Source organism: Streptomyces sp. NPDC043680 (assembly GCF_056436685.1).
The window spans coordinates 90,676-107,223 of record NZ_JBWKCE010000022.1 but is presented as its reverse complement, the minus strand read 5'-3'; the positions used below and the strand labels follow the sequence as shown (position 1 = coordinate 107,223).

Below are 16,548 nucleotides of genomic sequence, written 5' to 3'. Positions count from 1 at the left end.
CTGAGGTGTCGCGGTGCGTTCTCCTCTGGCAGGATCACCCCATGACGTTCTACAGAAAGGCCCATGCCGCGTAGACGGCCTGGGCAGGTCCGCGCTGGTCAGCACCTGCGGGACCAGCTCACCTACCGACCGTTCATCGCCGGCCTGTCTTCGTCAGCTGTTGCCGAAGTCGCCAGGGTCGAGACAAGCCGGAACTACCTGAATGTAGGCGTCACAGCCGACGCCGTCAGGATGTGGCGCGAACTCGTGCAGAACCCGTACCGCAGGCTCTGGGTCGAATACGAGCATGGCGGCTGCGGTGTGTGGGAATGCTGCGGCAGCCCCTTCGAGGCACGGGTGTTGTTGGAAGCCGTGATACTCGGCATGTCCCGGCGCCGAGCTCGCGAGCTGCGATCCCTCGTCGATCGACTCGACGACTTGTACTGAGCGAGTGCAGGCCAGACGTTAAACGACAAGGTTAGGGCGTCGGCGGTGGGTGATCGAGCGGACGATGTCCTGGCTGACCGGCTACCGCCGCCTCAACCACCGCTACGAACGCCACCCCCGCAACTACCTGGCCTTCCGCGGCCTCGCAGCCGCCCTCTGCTGCTACAAACGTCTCATCCGACTGACCACATAGGACACGGTCTTAGCTCCCGGCACGCTCCCACACATCCGGCCCACCATGGCCAGCCTGCGCAGAGCCGCCATGCCCTCCTTGGGTCGGCGCATCGGGATCTCTGCCGTGATCCTTGCACAAAGCTCGGGACCGCGCGCGGAGCTTGCAGCGAGCGGCAAACCATCCGGAATGGGGCGCATGCGGCCGAGACGGCCCTGCGGTCAGGCACGTGCCAGACGATCAGCACCGCGTGACCTGGACCACCCCGCCCCCGGGATGGTCCAGGCACACCGCCCGTCAGAGCTTCCTGATGCTGTACCTGACGCCGGTGACGCACATGGTGTTCTGGTACGAGCTGGTGATGACCCACCCGGCGGGGATGGGCGAGTTGGAGCACACGTTCATGGACGTCTGGGTGCCCACCTGCGTGATGCCGTACCGGACGCCGGTGACGCACATGGTGTTCTGGTACGAGCTGGTGATGACCCACCCGGCGGGGATCGGGGAGTCGGAGCACACGTTCATGGACGTCTGGGTGCCCACCTGCGTGATGCCGTACCGGACGCCCGTGACGCACTCGCTGCTGCGGTACGAGCTCGTGACGACCCACCCGTCCGGAATGGGGGAGTTGGAGCAGATGACCGCGGCGGTCGCCCAGTCCTGCGTGGCTTGGGCGCCGGGAACCGCCGTCGGGGCGGGGGCCGCGGAAGCGGAGGCTGCCGCCGGTCCGGCGATGAGCGCCGCGGCGGCTAGGAAGGTCGCGGCTGCGGTCGACAGCCATCGGGCCAACTTCACGAGAGGTCCTTTCACCAGTGGACGGAAGGAGAGAACCGCCGGGCCCGCGGTGGTCACGACCCTAGCTGCGAAGTGCCGTCGCGGAGTCTCACCGAAGTATCAACTTCGGTCACCGAAGGTCCTGTTACGGCCGTGACGCGACATGGGCACGCTGGGTGCGGTCCGGGACCGTGGAGACCACCGATGATCTCGCCCGGCTGAAGGCCGCGGTGGATGCGCATGCCTGGTGAACCTGACCGGCGGGCTCGGCAGCGGGAAGAGCCTGCTGGCCCGGCGGCTGGCGGTGGCGGCGGTCGTCGACCTCGCGGACGGCTTCCCCGAAGCGGGGTCCGGAAAGGGGTTCGGGGAGGGGAGTGGGGAGGGGGCCGGGGAGGGCCGGCTCGGTATGCTGCGGCGGCTCGCGGCGCAGACGGGCGGCCTGCTGCTCGTTGACGTGTGGACGGGCCCGGCCAGGCCGCGGTGGTCGCGGCCGTGCTGGATCCGGCACGGTATCCGGTGCTCCGGCCGATGCTGTTGGTCAGCAGGCGCCCCCTGGGGGCGGTCGCCGACTGGGGGGAGAACGCCCCGGTGTCCGTCGGGATCGGTCCGCGGTCCACGGAGGCGATCGAGGCGCAGGCCCGGGCGGCTGGCATCGCCGACCCGGCGGCCGTCGCCTTCGTGGTCCGCCTGGCCGGTGGGGTTGCCCCGCTCGCGGAACTTGCCTGCCGCGCCCTGCACATGGGGATCGCTCTGGACCCAGGCCCTGCGGCCGACTGGATGGCCGACGAGGTGCTTGAGTGGCTCGGGCGCGAACGGCCGGGCGGCGTTGGCGTCACGCGGTGCGGCTCCTGGCAACCGTACGAACCGGGGACGAGCGGCTGCTGTCCGGCGGACCGGAGCTGTTCGAGTCCCTGGCCGGTCTGAGCCGCGTACGGCGGGAGCGGCTGGGTCTGACGATACGAGAGTGCCAGCCGAAGCCCTTCGACTCGCCCTTGCGGCCTCGGTACTCACGGATCCGGTAACTTCCGGTTGCTGGAGGCGGCCGGCGTGCGGACCCACTTCCGCCAGTTCATCGCCCCCCGCCACATCGAGTTCGATCTCGCCCGCCTCCCCGCTCCCGACGCCGTGCCCCTGGCCCCCGACGCTCGCAACACGCTGCTCCCCGTGCAGGTCCTCGTCCGCACCGAACTCCCGCAGGGCAGTTCCGTCCACCGGCGTCTCGCAGCGGGCACCTTCACCCCGGCCCAGGCCGGACTCGGCTCCCTCCCCACGGTCGGGGAGGAGCTGAAGGAGCCGCTCGTCGAGTTCGCGACCATGCTGAACGACGTCAACGAGTACATCGACGCGGCACAAGCCCAACGCCTCACGGGCCTGGACGACGACCGCTTCCAAGCCCTGCTCGACACCACCGTCACGGTCAACCGCGTGCTGACCGAGCACGCGCGCACGGTGGGCCTGCGGCACTGCGACGGCAAACTCGAATTCGCGGTGGCGGCCGACGGCAGCCTCGTGCTCGCCGACAGCCCCGGCACACCCGACGAGAGCCGCCTGCTCTTCAACGGCGTGCACTGCGGCAAGCAAGTCCTGCGGAACTGGTACGTCGACAACGGGCTCGAAGTCCCCGTCAACCAGCTGATCGCCGAAGGCGTGCCCCGGCACCAGTGGCCCACTCCCACCCCACTGCCGGACGAGTTCCTGCCGGTGATGTCCGACCTCTACCGGTCCCTGAGCGAGACCTGGACCGGCGAACGCCGCTGGCACGCCCCAGAACTGTCCGCGGCCACGTCGGCCGTGGCCCGGGTCATCGGGCACTGACGAGAACCCACCCGGGCAGGCGCTGGCGCGTGCTCTCCTCGAAGAGCAGGGCACGCGCCAGCGCTGCCACCCAACCGAGACGAACGGCGAACTTATGGGCAGCTTGACCGACGACCCCGACTTCCGGGCAACTACGTTCGTGGTCATCGACTTCGAGACGACGACGCCGACGGGCTACCCGGCGCAGCCCATCGAAGTCGCGGCTCTCGCCCTACGCTGCCCGGACGGTGCGTGGACGGAGGCGGGCCGGACTACCTCCCTCATCCGGCCGCCCGCGTTCGCCCCGGTAACACCGGCCGACACGGCCCAGACCGGCCTGACAGCGGCCGAACGGGCAGGCGCCCCGGACGTGGCGCACGTCATGGGCGCCCTGGACCGGCGCTTCACCCCAGGCGGCCGGTACCTACTGGTGGCGCAACACGCCGCGACCGAGGCGAACGTCATCCACAACGCCCGCGAGCACTGCCCGACCCTGTCCCGCATCGACTTCCTCGACACGATCCCCCTCGCCAAGTACCTGGTCCCGGGCCTGGCGAACTACAAGCTCGACACCCTACTGGCGCACTTCGCCATCGCGCAGCCGGCCGCCCGCCACCGGGCCTACGCCGACGTCGACGTCACCGCGCAGGTGTTCCTCCGCCTCCTTGGTACTGCGCACGACGCCGCGCAGCTCGCCGACCTCGCCGCCCTGGTGAAGGTGGCGGGGCGCACCGCCAAGCGCAACGTCCCTGTCCAGGGCGGGCTGTTCGACATCTAGCCCGCCCGACAAGCCATGCAGTGCCACTCGCAGATTGGACGGTACGCATCATGACGATCACCGAAGAGACCCGCGGCGACGAGGTCCAGGTCCCGTTCTGGTTCGATCCACTATGCCCCTGGGCCTGGATCACCTCCCGCTGGCTCCTGGAAGTCGAACAGGTCCGCCCGGTGCGCGCCGACTGGCGGATCATGTCCCTCGCGTACCTCAACCTCGACCAGCGGGGCGGCAAGGGTCTCAGCGAGGACTACCGGACGCTGATGAGCACGGCCTGGGGGTCGGTGCGGGTCTGCGCTGCCGCCGCCGAGCACGCCGGACGCCCCGTGCTGGGGCCGCTGTACACGGCCATCGGCACCCGGCTGCACAACCAGCGGCGCCGCGAAGACCCCACCGTCATCACCGAAGCCCTGGCGGAAGCCGGGCTGCCGACCTCGCTGGCCGCGGCGGCCACCAGCACGGAGTTCGACCAGCGCATCAAGGACTCGCACCACGAGGCATTCGACGAGGTCGGCCTCGACGTCGGGACCCCCGTCCTGCGGATCGCCGGCACGACCCTGTTCGGCCCCGTCATCACCCCGGCCCCGCGCGGCGAAGCCGCCGGACAGCTCTGGGACGGCCTGGCGTTGGTCGCGGCGACGGACGGCTTCTTCGAGCTCAAGCGGAGCCGCAACGCCAAGCCGTCCTTCGACTGAGCCAACTGCGACCCGACCGGCTCCAGGGACACGCAGAACACCCGGGTCGGTGCCGCCGACCCGCGCCCCGAGCGGATCCAGATCACCTCCACGCCCGCCACGTGCGGCACCCGACCAGGAGAACGAGGAACCCGTTGGAGTACGACGCCCTCACCGGCTGGGACGACGACACCACCGCCGAGACCTACGCCGCCTTCACCCGCGCCTACCCCATGTACAGCGCCTCCAGCCGCGACCTGGCCGCGCGTGCCGGCCTCACCCGCAGCCGTGTGATCGTCGACCTGTGCGGCGGTACCGGTACGACGGCCGAGGCGATCCTCGCCTTGGCGCCGCCCGACGCCAGGATCGTCTCTCTCGACAGCTCCGCCGCCATGCAGCGCATCGGCCGCCGGCTCCTGACTGACCCCCGGCTGACCTGGGTCAATGCACCCGCCGAAGATCTGGCCGACCATGTCCCGGCACGCAGCGTCGATGCCGTCGTGTGCAACTCGGCGGTGTGGAAGACCGACGTCGCTGCCGTAGTCACCGCGGTGCGCCGTGTACTGCGGCCCGGAGGCCGGTTCGTCTTCAACGTCGGCGGCGCCTTCGCTGGGGTCACCCATCCCGACGCGCTGCCCCCGCCGACCGGGCCCTCCCTCGGCGCCCTGATCGAGGAGATCGCCGCCCGGGACTACGGCATCGTGCAGCCGACGGCCGCCGTCGCTCCGAAGCTCCCGCTCCCCGTGATCACCGGGCTGCTGGCCGATGCCGGGCTGCATGTTGTCGCCGCGGAGGTCACCGGCCAGCACACCACGACCGCTGAGCGGGTGGCCTGGCTGTCCATCCCCGTCTTTGCCCACCCCGAGGGCGCCCTCTCCTACGAGCAGAAGATGGCGATCCTCGCCGAGGCCACCGCCCAGACCAAGCCAGACGACGTCACGGTGACGAGCTGGCTTGTGATCGTCGCCGAGGTCCCGGAGGAGGTATGACACCGAACGCGCTCGCCCCTGCCTCGTCTACGACGGAATCTTCCCTGTCCGCGCAACGAGAGCTTCCGGAGTCGGAGGGGCTACCTGATTCCGGTCGAGGTGGTGACCGCCCGCGCGATCCGGGGTCCGACGATGCGCTCCGCCAGATCCAGCGGGTACCAGGCGGCGCCGGTCACCTCGGACTCCTGGATATGCCCGACCTCGGCGTCGGCCGTCGTGAAGACATAGCCGAAATCCAGGTGGTAGTGGTCCGGCTCGTCTTTTGCGGGCCTGGCCGGCACCCGGCCGAACTCGACATAGGCCGGGTGTGCCGGGACGGGGACGACCTGGCCGGGGTCGATGCCGGTCTCCTCGGACAGCTCCCGCAACGCCGCGCCGATCAGCGTCGCATCAGTCGGCTCAAGATGCCCGCCCGGCTGCAAGGTGATCCCGTACGCGAGGTGCTCAATCAGCAGGACCTCGGCGCCGTCCCGGACCAGCAGCGCTCCGGCGGTGACGTGCATCGGGAAGGTCCGCCGCGAGGCGAACCCCCGGCCTTCGGCCAGGAGCCGCAGCGGCTCCGCCAGTTGTCCGGCCTCCTGCGGGTAGCACTCAAGGTAGGCGGTGAGCACTCCCGCGATGTCGGAATCAGTGATCGCCACGGGTCATCGCCCTCCGTTCGGCCCGAGGAGAGGTCCCGCCGACAGGGCCGCTCGAGGGCGGCCACCAAACACGTGCACAGTCAGCTCCACAAGGGTCGTGACGTACCAGAAGCCCCGCACTCTACAAGTCCGCCGGGCCCCGTACGCACCAACTCGCCCGTTGGCATGCGGCGCTTGGGTACCTCGGCGATTCGGCCAACCGCCCTTGGTGGCAGTGCCGTTGCGGGAGCTGGGTCTGTGCAGATTCCACGGTTCCTCGAACGCTCTATCCCGGGACTTCAGGACCGACCGAAAAACCTGTGTTCGATATCGGGGACTGCGTCGTTGAGCCTCGCGAACCAGCCGTGACGACTGACAGGGGGATCGACTTGACAGCCCCCACACCAGCGAAGGTGAGACGACGCCCATGTCGCCCAGCTCTACCGTGATCCGCGCAACCGTCGAGGCGTACCTCGGCCGGCACCCCGGCGAGCGTGACGCCCTGGCGGGCCTTCTTTCCGCGCTGGACCGGCCCGTCGACGTCACCACCCGGACGACGCTGCCCGGGCACGTCACGTGCAGCGCTGTCGTGATCGACCGGCAAGGGCGGGTCCTGCACATCCGGCACCGGGCCACCGGCGGGCTCATGCTCACCCCGGGCGGCCACCTCGAGCCCGGGGACCGCACCCTGCTTGCCGCGGCGCTGCGCGAGGTGTCGGAGGAGGCTGGGATCGCGCCGGGTGCTCTGTGCCTGACCCGGCAGCTGCTCGGCTCTCCAGTCGACGTCGACGTTCACGACATCGACGCGAACCCCGCGAAAGGGGAACCGCCTCACCGCCACTACGACTTCCGTTACGTCTTCTACCTTGCAGGCGAAGAGCCGCCCGCGATCACGCTGCAGGACGAAGAGGTGTCCGGCGCCCAGTGGCTCCCCCAGCCGGAGGTCACCTCGCCGACACTGCGCGCGAAACTTCTTGCGGCACGGCTGGACGGCCAGCCCGAACCGGTGAACGCTTCCGCGCTCATTCACAACGGGCACGGCCATTACCTACTCCATCTGCGCGACCACAAACCCGGCGTCATCTGGCAGTCGGGAGCTTTCGCTCTTCTCGGCGGCGGCCGCACCCACGATGACCAGAGCCTGGAGAGCACGCTGCTGCGGGAGCTGTCCGAGGAGGCGCCCGACCTCCACCTCGAGGATTTGAAGCCCTACGTCGTGGAGACCGCCACCAGCATCGATGGCCTCAGCGTCCCCATCCAGGTCTTCGCCGCCCGGTGGCGCGGCAACGCTGACCGCCTCGCGCTGCACGAGGGCGTGCTGCTGCGCTGGTTCACCCCCGATGACCTGGACCGGCTGCGCCTGAGCCCCGCCACCCGGGACCTGATTCGCCGGCACGCGGCCGAGAACCCTCCGGACAACAAGCAGGCCGCGGCTCCCGCCGTGTGGAACGGGGGCAGCCGGACGGTGCTGAACGGCATCGGAGTCCACCTCCACCTCGAAGACGCCGAAGGCAGGGTGCTTCTCGGGCTGCGCCACCCCAACTCGAAGTACGCGGGAGACACCTGGCACTACCCCGCCGGCCGGTGCGAGCAGGAGTCGGCGCTCGCCTGCCTGGTCCGCGAGGCGAGGGAGGAGACCGGTCTCGTCATCGACCCCGCAGACGTGGAACTGGCGCACGTGGTCCATGTGGTCGACACCATCGGCGCGCTGCCGTTGATGCAGCTGGTCTTCAAAGCCCGCCGGTGGGAGGGGAAACCGGAGGTCCTCGAGCCCGACAAGTGCCTGGCCTGGAGCTGGTGGCCGCGGCATGAGCTGCCGGACCGGATCGTCCCCTACACCCGAACGGCCATCGCTGCGATCGCCGAAGGCCGCCCCTACTCCCAGCTGGGCTGGTGAGCAGGATGAGCACACCTACCGGGAACGGGCGGCGAGTCCGGTCCGTCCGCAAGCCGGCACTGTCAGGGGCGGCGAGATGAGCGCCGAGTCCGACGTCATGGTCGTGGCCGGGATCTTGACGCTGCTGTACCGGATCACGCCGGCCGCGGTCAGCGAGGGGCCGGCGGGAACGGCGACCCGCAACTACGTGGCCGAGGACCGCGAGAGCCGGCGGTGGTTCGTGAAGGCCTACCCCCGTGGGACCGACATGGAGGCAGAGCGGCAGGCCTTGGCCCTGGGCGAGGCGGCCAGGGCGGCCGGGGTTCCGGTGCCAGCCGTGCGGCGGACGGTGACGGGCGACCTGATCGTGTCGGCCGGTGGATTGTCGGTGTCCGTGACGGAGTACGTCGCGGACGCGGAGACGGCCGAGGGCGGGCTGTCCGGCGGCCGGTGGGATGCGGTCGGTGAGGCCGTCGGCCGTCTGCACCGGGCCCTGGCCCGCCACCCCGTCGGCCCGCCGCGCCCGGTGGCGGCCCGCGAGGTGTGCGACGTCGCGCGGGCCGGGCGGCGGCTGGAGGAACTCCTCGCACGGTGGGCCGCCGTACCGCCGTCACCGGAAGGGTTCGCCGCCTGGTGCGCCCAGACCGCGCAACAGCGGCTTGCCGCCCTTCCCGAGGTGGCGGCCCGCCTGGAGAAGCTGCCAGCCACGCTGACGGCACAGATCGTGCACGGGGACCTCGCCTCCCCCAACCTGCTGCTGCGCGGCGAGGAGGTCGCCGCGGTGATCGACTTCCGGCCCCCGGGGCATCGCAGCGCCGCGTGGGAGCTCGGCCGGATCGTGCTGGACCCGCGTACCGTCCTGGGCCGTCCGGACGCATGGATCCCCGGCCTGGCCCGCGCCGTTGGCGCCTACCGGGCCGCGAACCCTGAGCTTGCGGCCGAGGACCTCCTTTCCGTGCCGCGCGTCGCCGCCGGGTATCTGGCCTGCTCGGTCTATCCCCTGTCCGAGCCGCTGGACGACCCCGCCGCGGTGACCCCGGTGCTGGAGGCGTACGGGCGCGCCCGGCACGAGGCCGCGGGCGTGCTGTGGGAGCGCCTGGACGAAGCCGAGGAGGTGCTCCGTGACGTCCTGCGCTGAGCCCCCCGCCCCACCCGCCTCTTCCTCTGGTGCCTCGCTGTGGCGGCACCGGGACTTCCGCCGGTACCTGACCGGACAGACCGCGAGCGTGGCCGGCAGCTCGATCACCCAGATGGCGCTGCCGGTGCTGGCGGTGCTCCACCTGGACGCCACCACCGCCCAGGTCGCGTGGCTGGCGTTCCTCGGGCAGCTTCCGCCCGCGCTGCTCGCCCTTCACGCCGGCGCGCTCGCCGACCGGTACTCCAAGCGCCGGCAGATGATCACCGGTGACCTGGTCAGCGCCGCAGTGCTCGCCACGGTGCCGGTGGCGGCCGCGCTGGGCACGCTGACCCTGACGCAGCTCATGATCGTCGCCGTGGTGCAGGGCGCGGCGAGTGTGCTGCACGACGCGGCGGCCATCAGCCTCCTGCCCAGCCTCGTCGACCGGTCCTTGATCCAGCGGAGCAACAGCCGTGTGGGGGCGCTGTTCGCGGTCGCCGCGACTGCCGGAAGTCACCTCGGCGCCGCGCTGACCGCGGTGCTCGGCCCCGCCCGGGCCGTGCTCGGCGACGTCGTCTCCTTCCTGGTCAGCGCTGGATGCACTGCCCGCATCCAGGCCCGAGAACCCGCCCCGCATCGCCTGGAGGCCCGCCGGTTGCGAGAGGAGATCGGCGAGGGCCTGCGGTACGTGCACGTTGATGAGCGGCTGCGGACCCTGACGCTGGTCAATGCCAGCACATCCTTCGCGCTCGGGCTGCTCAACACCTTGTGGGCCCTGTACCTGCTGCGGACGCTCGGGGTGAGCGCGACCGCCTTCGGTGTGCTTCTCGGCCTGGGCGCGCTGGGCGCGGCCGCCGGGGCACTTACCGCCCCGGCGCTCGCCCGCCGGTGGGGTCCGGGGCCCATAATGCTGACCGCGCTCGCGATCACCCCGCTGACCCAGATCCCGATGCTGCTCGCCTCCCCCGGCCTTCGCTGGCAGATCACGATCGGAGCGGCGCTGTTCCTGCAGCTCGCCTGCGCCGGCGCCGCTGGCACTACCCAGCGATCGATTCGTCAGATCATCACCACGGCAGGGATGCAGGCACGGATGCAGGCCGTGAGCACGTGGCTGACGTCCGGCGCCCGCCCCGTGGCCGCGCTGCTCGCCGGCGGCCTGGGCACGTGGATCGGAGTGCGGCCCACCCTGACCGCCGGGACCAGCCTGCTGCTCGTCCCGCTCGTAGTCCTCGCCCGCTCCCCACTGCGCGCGCTGCGGCACATGCCGGACCAGGTGCCCCCCGCGCTCCGGACGGGCGGCGATCCCGTGCCGTCGCCGCCCGTACCGAGGACGGCCATGCCGGCCGTGCCCACGCCCGCACGTACGGAAGACGACCGTCACGACTGCCCGCCCACAGGAGATGCCACGTGAACAAGGTGCCGAACGCCACTGCGGTGCCATCTGCCGTGCCCGCTCCCTCCGAGCCCCTGGAGTGCACCCGGGGCAGCGAACCCGCCCAGTCCGCCGCCTCACCACCATGCCGACTTCCGCGAAGGACTCCGCTCATGCTTCTTGATCTCCACGAAGCGACGAGCCGTCGGCGCGCCGGCATGGTCGACCGGCTTGCAACCGACGGCGTGCTGACCGACAGGCTGCTGCGCGACGCGCTGCTTCGCCTGCCGCGCGAGGCCCTGCTCCTGCACGCGTACGTCCGGGTCAGCGGCCCGGGTGCGGACCCGATCGACTGGCGCCTCCTCGACGGCTCCCACCCCGACGACCAGGAGGAGTGGCTCGAGCTGATCCACAGCGACGAGTCGATCCTGCTCCAGCGCGACGGTGAGCCCCTCGACGCAGTCCCCCGCGGTCCGGTGACCGGCGGACACATGACGTCCATGTCCACCTACACCCCCGCCACCGTCGAAGCTCTCCAAGCCGTGGAACTCAGCTCCGGCCACAGCTATTTGGAGCTCGGCCCCGGCCCCGGCGTCTCCCTGGCGCTCGCCGCCGCCATCACCGGCCCCGGACTCGCCACCGGCGTGGAGCAGGACGCACACATGACGGCCTTCGCGCAGCGGAACCTGGACCGTCTCGGTGTCGGCGCGACCGTTGTTCAGGGCGACGCGCTCGAAGGGCACGAGCCGCGGGCACCGTACGACCGCATCCACTCGGGGATCGGCGTTCCCTGCGTCCCGACGCCGTGGGTGGAACAGCTCGCACCCGGCGGACGGCTGCTGACCACGCTCGCGACCCGCACTCCGAGCTGGCCCGGGCAACTCCTGGTCACCCGTACCCCGGCCGGCACGATCGAGGCGGTCCTGCGGGGCCGGCCGCGCGGGTACCGGCCCGTGCTCGGCTACCGGTGGCTCAGCGCGCTGGACCACCGCGCCCGCATCAAGGCCGCCCCCGGCAGACCGCGACCGACCCGGCTCGCCCCGCCGCCGGACGACGCCTACGGATTCTGGCTCGCCGCCGCATACCTCGCGCCCGGTCTGGTCCGGGACTTCCAGGCCGAGACCATGACCATCGTCGCGCCCGAGGACGACTCCTGGGCCGTCGCCGGCCCCGGCGACGGGACAGTTCGCGTCTGCGGACCGCGTGACGTGTGGGCCGAGCTCGAGGAGCTCCACGCCCGCTGGCAGGAGGCTGGCCGGCCGGAGTCGTACACCGTCGACCTTACCGCTGGCACCGGCGCCCAGACCGTCACGTCCGGCGCGGGGCCGAAGGCGCTCACTTGGACGCTACCGACCCTCGCCGGCGTCCCCCGGCCGAGTTCGTGACCTCGCCCGCGCGAAACGCCCTTACCCCGCCCACCAGTCGCTCAGCGAACGGAGTACCGATGCCCCAGCATCGCCACCCCCTTCCTCTCCAAGCCGACAGCTCCTCCGTGCCGGCCGGCTGGCCCGAGGACTTCCTTCGCCACCGCTTCGGCGACGGGTGCCCCATGTGTGCGAACGACTACACCTCGATCGACATCAGCTGGGGCGTGCTGCTTCGCCGCGGTGAGGTAGCCAACGCCTCTCTGTGGCGCAGCGGGCGCGTCCGCGGCTACTGCGTGCTCATCCACCGCGGCGCCCCGCACGTCGCCGAGCCCACCGACCTGCCGGACGCCGATGCCGCCGCCTATTGGCGCGACACCCTCGCGCTCGGCAAGGCCATGACGGTCTTCTACGAGCCGGTGAAACTGAACTACTCCACCCTCGGCAACGTCGTGCCCCACCTGCACAGCCACATCTGCCCCCGGTACGCCGGTGACACCGATCCGGCCCCGGGCGGGCCGCTGCCGTGGGAGTTCCTCGACGGCGGACGCCAGGACGAGGCGCAGTTGCTGGCCGACGCCGCCGCGCTGCGGACCCTGTTGGGGGACGCATGACCGGCGGTCAGCGGCACACCGAGCCGCTCGACGTCCACCTGATCGCCGTGCGCGACGGCGCGGCCGGGCAACCCGAGGTGCTGCTGTCGCGGCGGGCCGGCGACGTGTACGCGGCGGGGTGCTGGCATCTGGTCAGCGGGCATTTGGACGGCCCGTGGGAAGACGTGGTCACGGCCCTGGTGCGCGAGACCCGGGAAGAGGCCGGCATCGTCGTCGACCCTGCCGACGTCCGCGCGGCCGTCACCGTGCACCACCGCTCCCCCGCCGGCGGCGCCCGCCTCGGGGTGTTCTTCGAGGTGAAGCGCTGGCAGGGCATCCCGGAGGTCATGGAACATCGGGTCTGCGACGCCATGGAGTGGTTCCCGTTCGACAACCTGCCGGAGCCGATGGTCGCGTACTGCCGGGCCGGACTGGACGCCTACCGGGCTGGCGCACGGTTGGCCGTCCATTTCCAGGAGCCTGGCGACCCGATCGCATACGACCCGGACGCTGACCGGACGGTCCTGGTCCCCGACCCCGGCAGCCGAGAAGACGTCCCCGAGGAGGTGCGCGCCTTCGCCGAGCGGGCGGTGGGCCGGATCACCGCGTGGACGGATGTGTCCTGGGCTCGTGAGGAGAGCCGCGTTTGGCGGGCGAGCGGCGCCGAGGGCGGCGAGTGGTACGTCAAGATCCACCAGAACGGCCGCTTCCATCAGCGCGAAGTCGGCGCGCTCCGCGGCTGGGTGCCCTTCCTGGGCGAGGCCGCGCCCCGGCTGGTGGCCACCGACGAGCGGCTGCGGGCCGTGGTCCTCACCGCGGTCGGAGGCCGGTCCCTGCACGGCGCCACGTTCTCGCCCGAGCAGCAGTGCCGGATCTTCCACCGCATCGGGCAGCTCGCAGCCGCCATCCACACCAGCGCCGCACCGCGCCCGGCCGCCGGCTTCCTGCCCCTGGGAAAGTTGGAGCGGCACCTGGACGGCGCCCGGCCCCACCTCGCGTCCGGGGATGAGGAGTTCATCCGCACCACTGCCGAGAAGGCCGTCGGCCTGCCCGCCTTGGAGGCGGTCCCCACGCATGGAGATCTCCAGCTGCGCAACCTGCGATGGGACGAAGCTGCCGATGCCTGCTACGTGATCGATTTCGAGCGGTCGGAGGAAGGCCCGGCCATCCGGGACTTCGTGCGGCTGTCCGATACCTGGCACGGCCGCCCCGACCTACTCGCAGCCGTGATGGACGGCTACGGCCGTCCCTTCACGCCGGAGGAAGAGGTCCAGCTCGCGGTCCTTTCCGTCCTGGACGCGGTCTCCGGCATCTCCTACGGCGCCGCCCACGGCGATCCCGAGCTCGTCGAGCGCGGCCTGCGCACGCTGGCCCGGCTCCGCGCCGCTCAACGCCCCTGACCACAACACCGACGTACGAGGAGCAGCACGTTGATGTACACCGCCCGCGACGAGTGGGAGCAGCACTTCAGCGACGGAAAGGGGTTCCGGCAGCTCGGTGAGCGCGAGCGAGAGCTCCTCGCCGAGCACGCCCCCGTCCCCGACGGCGGGGGCCGGGCGCTCGACGTGGGCTGCGGCACCGGGGAGCTGGCCGCCTACCTCGCCGGCCTCGGGTACACCGTGGACGCCATCGACTTCACCGACAGCGCCCTGGCCCGGGCCCGGGAGGAGCACGGTGACGTCGAGGGCGTCCGCTGGCTGCACGTGGACATCGAGCGCGACGACCCGGTCCCGCTGCACGACGCGGAGTACGACCTGATCACGCTCCGCCTGGTGTACGCGTTCGTGCAGGACCGCGGTCGCGTCGTTCACGGACTGGGTGAGCGGCTGCGGGACGGCGGCGCACTCGTCGTGATCACGCCGGTGGTGGAGAACACGCCCGAGGAGCGGCGCGGCATCGCGTTGGACGAGGACGAGATTGCTGTGCTCGCCGCCGGCTGGGAGACAGTGGAGCGGCTGGACGCGGACGGCCTGGCCGTCATGGTCCTGCGCGGCCCCTGCCACGCCGACACCCGGGCCATGGAGAAGCGGCCGACCACCGGCCACGCGCTGACCGGCGCCCTTGCGGTCGTCACCGACGGCGCCGGGCGGGTCCTGCTCGGCCGCTCCCGGCGCGGCATGCTCGAGCTCCCCGGCGGCAAGACGAGCGGTGCGGAGGACTTCGCAACAGCGGCAGTCCGCGAACTCGCCGAGGAGACGGGCCTCGTCGCCGACCCGGCGGACGCGCATGTCGTGACGATGCTGGTGGACGACAGCCACGGCATCCCGAGATTCACGGCCGTCGTCCGCGTCACCGCGTGGACAGGAACCCTGACTAACAGGGAACCGGAGCTGTTCGATCGCTGGGAGTTCTTCGACCTGCACGCGCTCGCCTGCGTCGGCCCCGTCTTCGCCCCGGCCGCCCAGGCACTGGATGCCGTGTGGCCCGGCGTCATCCCGGCCCTGCCGCCCGTGGTCTCCTACCCGCTCGCCGCCGAACGGCCGCCCGTGCCGGGCGAGCCGGCCGAGGCCGTCCGGCTGCGGCGGGCGATGGCCGAGACCGTGATCGGCGGCGGCTGGGCCCCGTCCGAGCCCGTCCGCGACGCACTGCGCACCGTCCCGCGCCACCGCTTCGCTCCGGAAGTGGGCCTGGCGGACGCGTACGACGGCGGTGACCGGGCCGTCGTCACACGCCGCGACGAGACCGGGACGGCGATCAGCTCGGTGTCCGCGGCCTGGCTCCAAGCCCGCATGATCGAGCACCTGGGTCTGGCGCCGGGCGCAATCGTGTTCGAGGCGGGCTCCGGCGGCTACAACGCCGAGCTGATCGCCCACGTCACCGGCCCCGGCGGGCGCGTGGTCACCGTCGACATCGACCCGTGGGTCGTGCGCCGCACGCGCGCCGTCACCACCGAAGCCGGCAGCGGACGCGTCACCGCCGTCGAAGCCGACGCGGCCCTCGGCGCCCCCGCCCACCTCGTGCCCCGCGGCGGGTTCAACGGCAGCGTGATCACCTACAGCTGCTGGGACATTGCCCCGGCCTGGCGTGAGCAGCTGGCCGAAGATGGGCGCCTGGTCCTGCCGCTGGAGATCGGGGGCTACACCCGCGCGATCGCCTTCGAGCGGCGCGGCGAGGTGCTGCACGCCTGCGGATGGACCTACTGCGGCTTCGTCCGCGACCAGGGACAGCAGGCCCGCACCATCCCGCTCGTCCCCCTTCTCGACGGCGGGCTGACGCTCCGCTTCGAGCACGGCACCGCCGCCGACACGACGGGCCTGGAGCAGGCGCTGCGCGGACAGCGGCACGAGGTCGCCACCGGCGTGACCATGGGGGCGAACTCGTACTTCGGCTCACTGCAGCTGTACGCGGCCACCACCCTGCCCACCTTCTGCCGACTGGCCGCTCACCAGGCCCCGGACGAGGGCATGACCGCCATCGGGAAGGACCGTGACGCGCCCGCGATCCTCGGCGACGCCTCGCTCGCCTACCTGACCCACATCCAGACCCAGAACGGCGACCGCCCCGAGGACAAGGCGTGGGAGTGGGTCGTCCACGCCTTCGGCGAGCAGGGCCCCGAGCTCGCCGAACAGCTGACGGCCACGGTCCGGGCCTGGGACCACCACGTGCGCGCCGACGACAACGACAAGCACGCCGATCCCAGCCTGACCGTCCACCCGGCCGGCACGCCCGACCACCTGCTGCCCGCCGGCGACGTGGTGGACAAGACGTCCTCCCGGCTGGTGTTCCGGTGGCCGGGCCGGGAGGGGCACCTCCCGGCCCCCACGCGGCCCACGGACACGCTCGCCGCAACCACGGGAGAAGCATGATCGTCTGGCTGAACGGACCGTTCGGCGGCGGCAAAACCACCCTCGCCGCCGGGCTGCGCCGCGCACTGCCCGGCGCGACGGTCGCCGACCCGGAGGACATCGGTCATCTGCTGGGGCACACGCTCGCCGGACACACCCTCCGGCCCAAGGACTACCAGGACCTGCGCTGTGGCGGCACCTGACCGGCACCTTCGTC

The 16,548-nt window shown here is 71.6% G+C and carries 16 protein-coding genes and 1 pseudogene; 15 read left to right on the top strand and 2 right to left on the bottom strand.

What is annotated here, in order from left to right; translation table 11 throughout:
* Positions 1 to 63 precede the first annotated feature (63 nt).
* Both AC0666_RS30170 and AC0666_RS30165 read left to right on the top strand, forming a co-directional pair.
* A complete protein-coding gene (locus tag AC0666_RS30170) occupies positions 64 to 426 on the top strand; it encodes a hypothetical protein (protein WP_478708762.1) in 363 nt (120 codons plus the stop codon).
* A gap of 28 nt (positions 427 to 454) precedes the next feature.
* Positions 455 to 619: pseudogene (locus AC0666_RS30165) on the top strand (transposase); the annotation flags it as partial.
* Between the two features lie 276 nt (positions 620 to 895).
* Here the strand turns inward: AC0666_RS30165 and AC0666_RS30160 are convergent.
* The gene (locus tag AC0666_RS30160; protein ID WP_468974599.1) at positions 896 to 1,393 is read right to left on the bottom strand and encodes a hypothetical protein; all 498 of its coding nucleotides are present in this window, start codon (positions 1,391 to 1,393) and stop codon (positions 896 to 898) included.
* A gap of 435 nt (positions 1,394 to 1,828) precedes the next feature.
* Here AC0666_RS30160 and AC0666_RS30155 point away from each other — a divergent pair, with 435 nt between their 5' ends.
* The 5 genes from AC0666_RS30155 to AC0666_RS30135 all read left to right on the top strand — a co-directional run bounded on the left by AC0666_RS30155 (position 1,829) and on the right by AC0666_RS30135 (position 5,604).
* Positions 1,829 to 2,296, top strand: coding sequence for a hypothetical protein (locus AC0666_RS30155; RefSeq protein ID WP_478708761.1), 468 nt, complete (start codon positions 1,829 to 1,831; stop codon positions 2,294 to 2,296).
* 105 nt (positions 2,297 to 2,401) lie between these two features.
* Positions 2,402 to 3,187: a phosphoribosylaminoimidazolesuccinocarboxamide synthase gene (locus AC0666_RS30150; protein WP_478708760.1), complete on the top strand. Its 786-nt coding sequence runs from the start codon at positions 2,402 to 2,404 to the stop codon at positions 3,185 to 3,187.
* A gap of 94 nt (positions 3,188 to 3,281) precedes the next feature.
* A complete protein-coding gene (locus AC0666_RS30145) occupies positions 3,282 to 3,944 on the top strand; it encodes a 3'-5' exonuclease (protein WP_468973954.1) in 663 nt (220 codons plus the stop codon).
* Positions 3,945 to 3,994: 50 nt separating this feature from the next.
* A complete protein-coding gene (locus AC0666_RS30140) occupies positions 3,995 to 4,636 on the top strand; it encodes a mycothiol-dependent nitroreductase Rv2466c family protein (RefSeq protein ID WP_468973956.1) in 642 nt (213 codons plus the stop codon).
* Positions 4,637 to 4,770: 134 nt separating this feature from the next.
* Positions 4,771 to 5,604 carry a class I SAM-dependent methyltransferase gene (locus tag AC0666_RS30135; protein ID WP_468973958.1) on the top strand — a complete coding sequence of 278 codons (834 nt, stop codon included), beginning with the start codon at positions 4,771 to 4,773 and terminating at the stop codon, positions 5,602 to 5,604.
* 80 nt (positions 5,605 to 5,684) lie between these two features.
* On the opposite strand, the gene AC0666_RS30130 is transcribed toward AC0666_RS30135, so the two are convergent.
* On the bottom strand, positions 5,685 to 6,245 hold the full coding sequence (locus AC0666_RS30130; RefSeq protein WP_478708759.1) for an NUDIX hydrolase: 561 nt from the start codon (positions 6,243 to 6,245) through the stop codon (positions 5,685 to 5,687).
* A gap of 406 nt (positions 6,246 to 6,651) precedes the next feature.
* Between AC0666_RS30130 and AC0666_RS30125 the strand changes: the two genes are divergently transcribed.
* The 8 genes from AC0666_RS30125 to AC0666_RS30090 all read left to right on the top strand — a co-directional run bounded on the left by AC0666_RS30125 (position 6,652) and on the right by AC0666_RS30090 (position 16,534).
* Positions 6,652 to 8,121, top strand: a complete 1,470-nt coding sequence (locus AC0666_RS30125) for an NUDIX domain-containing protein (protein ID WP_478708758.1) — start codon at positions 6,652 to 6,654, stop codon at positions 8,119 to 8,121.
* Positions 8,122 to 8,197: 76 nt separating this feature from the next.
* Positions 8,198 to 9,238, top strand: coding sequence for a phosphotransferase enzyme family protein (locus AC0666_RS30120; RefSeq protein ID WP_468973964.1), 1,041 nt, complete (start codon positions 8,198 to 8,200; stop codon positions 9,236 to 9,238).
* Entirely contained in the window at positions 9,222 to 10,628 is a 1,407-nt protein-coding gene (locus AC0666_RS30115) for an MFS transporter (RefSeq protein WP_478708757.1), read from the top strand. Before AC0666_RS30120 ends, AC0666_RS30115 begins: the two co-directional genes overlap by 17 nt.
* Before the next feature lie 134 nt (positions 10,629 to 10,762).
* Complete coding sequence (locus AC0666_RS30110) at positions 10,763 to 11,974, top strand: methyltransferase domain-containing protein (RefSeq protein ID WP_478708756.1); 1,212 nt, start codon at positions 10,763 to 10,765, stop codon at positions 11,972 to 11,974.
* 59 nt (positions 11,975 to 12,033) lie between these two features.
* The gene (locus tag AC0666_RS30105; RefSeq protein WP_478708755.1) at positions 12,034 to 12,567 is read left to right on the top strand and encodes an HIT family protein; all 534 of its coding nucleotides are present in this window, start codon (positions 12,034 to 12,036) and stop codon (positions 12,565 to 12,567) included.
* On the top strand, positions 12,564 to 13,946 hold the full coding sequence (locus AC0666_RS30100; RefSeq protein ID WP_478708754.1) for a phosphotransferase: 1,383 nt from the start codon (positions 12,564 to 12,566) through the stop codon (positions 13,944 to 13,946). The genes AC0666_RS30105 and AC0666_RS30100 overlap by 4 nt, the downstream gene beginning before the upstream one ends.
* A gap of 33 nt (positions 13,947 to 13,979) precedes the next feature.
* Positions 13,980 to 16,352, top strand: a complete 2,373-nt coding sequence (fxlM, locus tag AC0666_RS30095; RefSeq protein WP_478708753.1) for a methyltransferase, FxLD system — start codon at positions 13,980 to 13,982, stop codon at positions 16,350 to 16,352.
* A complete protein-coding gene (locus tag AC0666_RS30090; RefSeq protein WP_478708752.1) occupies positions 16,349 to 16,534 on the top strand; it encodes a hypothetical protein in 186 nt (61 codons plus the stop codon). The genes fxlM and AC0666_RS30090 overlap by 4 nt, the downstream gene beginning before the upstream one ends.
* Positions 16,535 to 16,548: the final 14 nt, after the last annotated feature.

Excerpts from the sequence above, each read along its gene's own strand:
- AC0666_RS30145 (WP_468973954.1), top strand. The coding sequence starts at position 3,282 with ATGGGCAGCTTGACCGACGACCCCGACTTCCGGGCAACTACGTTCGTG.
- fxlM (WP_478708753.1), top strand. The coding sequence starts at position 13,980 with ATGTACACCGCCCGCGACGAGTGGGAGCAGCACTTCAGCGACGGAAAG.
- AC0666_RS30125 (WP_478708758.1), top strand. The coding sequence starts at position 6,652 with ATGTCGCCCAGCTCTACCGTGATCCGCGCAACCGTCGAGGCGTACCTC.
- AC0666_RS30140 (WP_468973956.1), top strand. The coding sequence starts at position 3,995 with ATGACGATCACCGAAGAGACCCGCGGCGACGAGGTCCAGGTCCCGTTC.
- AC0666_RS30120 (WP_468973964.1), top strand. The coding sequence starts at position 8,198 with ATGAGCGCCGAGTCCGACGTCATGGTCGTGGCCGGGATCTTGACGCTG.
- AC0666_RS30170 (WP_478708762.1), top strand. The coding sequence starts at position 64 with ATGCCGCGTAGACGGCCTGGGCAGGTCCGCGCTGGTCAGCACCTGCGG.
- AC0666_RS30105 (WP_478708755.1), top strand. The coding sequence starts at position 12,034 with ATGCCCCAGCATCGCCACCCCCTTCCTCTCCAAGCCGACAGCTCCTCC.
- AC0666_RS30090 (WP_478708752.1), top strand. The coding sequence starts at position 16,349 with ATGATCGTCTGGCTGAACGGACCGTTCGGCGGCGGCAAAACCACCCTC.
- AC0666_RS30100 (WP_478708754.1), top strand. The coding sequence starts at position 12,564 with ATGACCGGCGGTCAGCGGCACACCGAGCCGCTCGACGTCCACCTGATC.
- AC0666_RS30110 (WP_478708756.1), top strand. The coding sequence starts at position 10,763 with ATGCTTCTTGATCTCCACGAAGCGACGAGCCGTCGGCGCGCCGGCATG.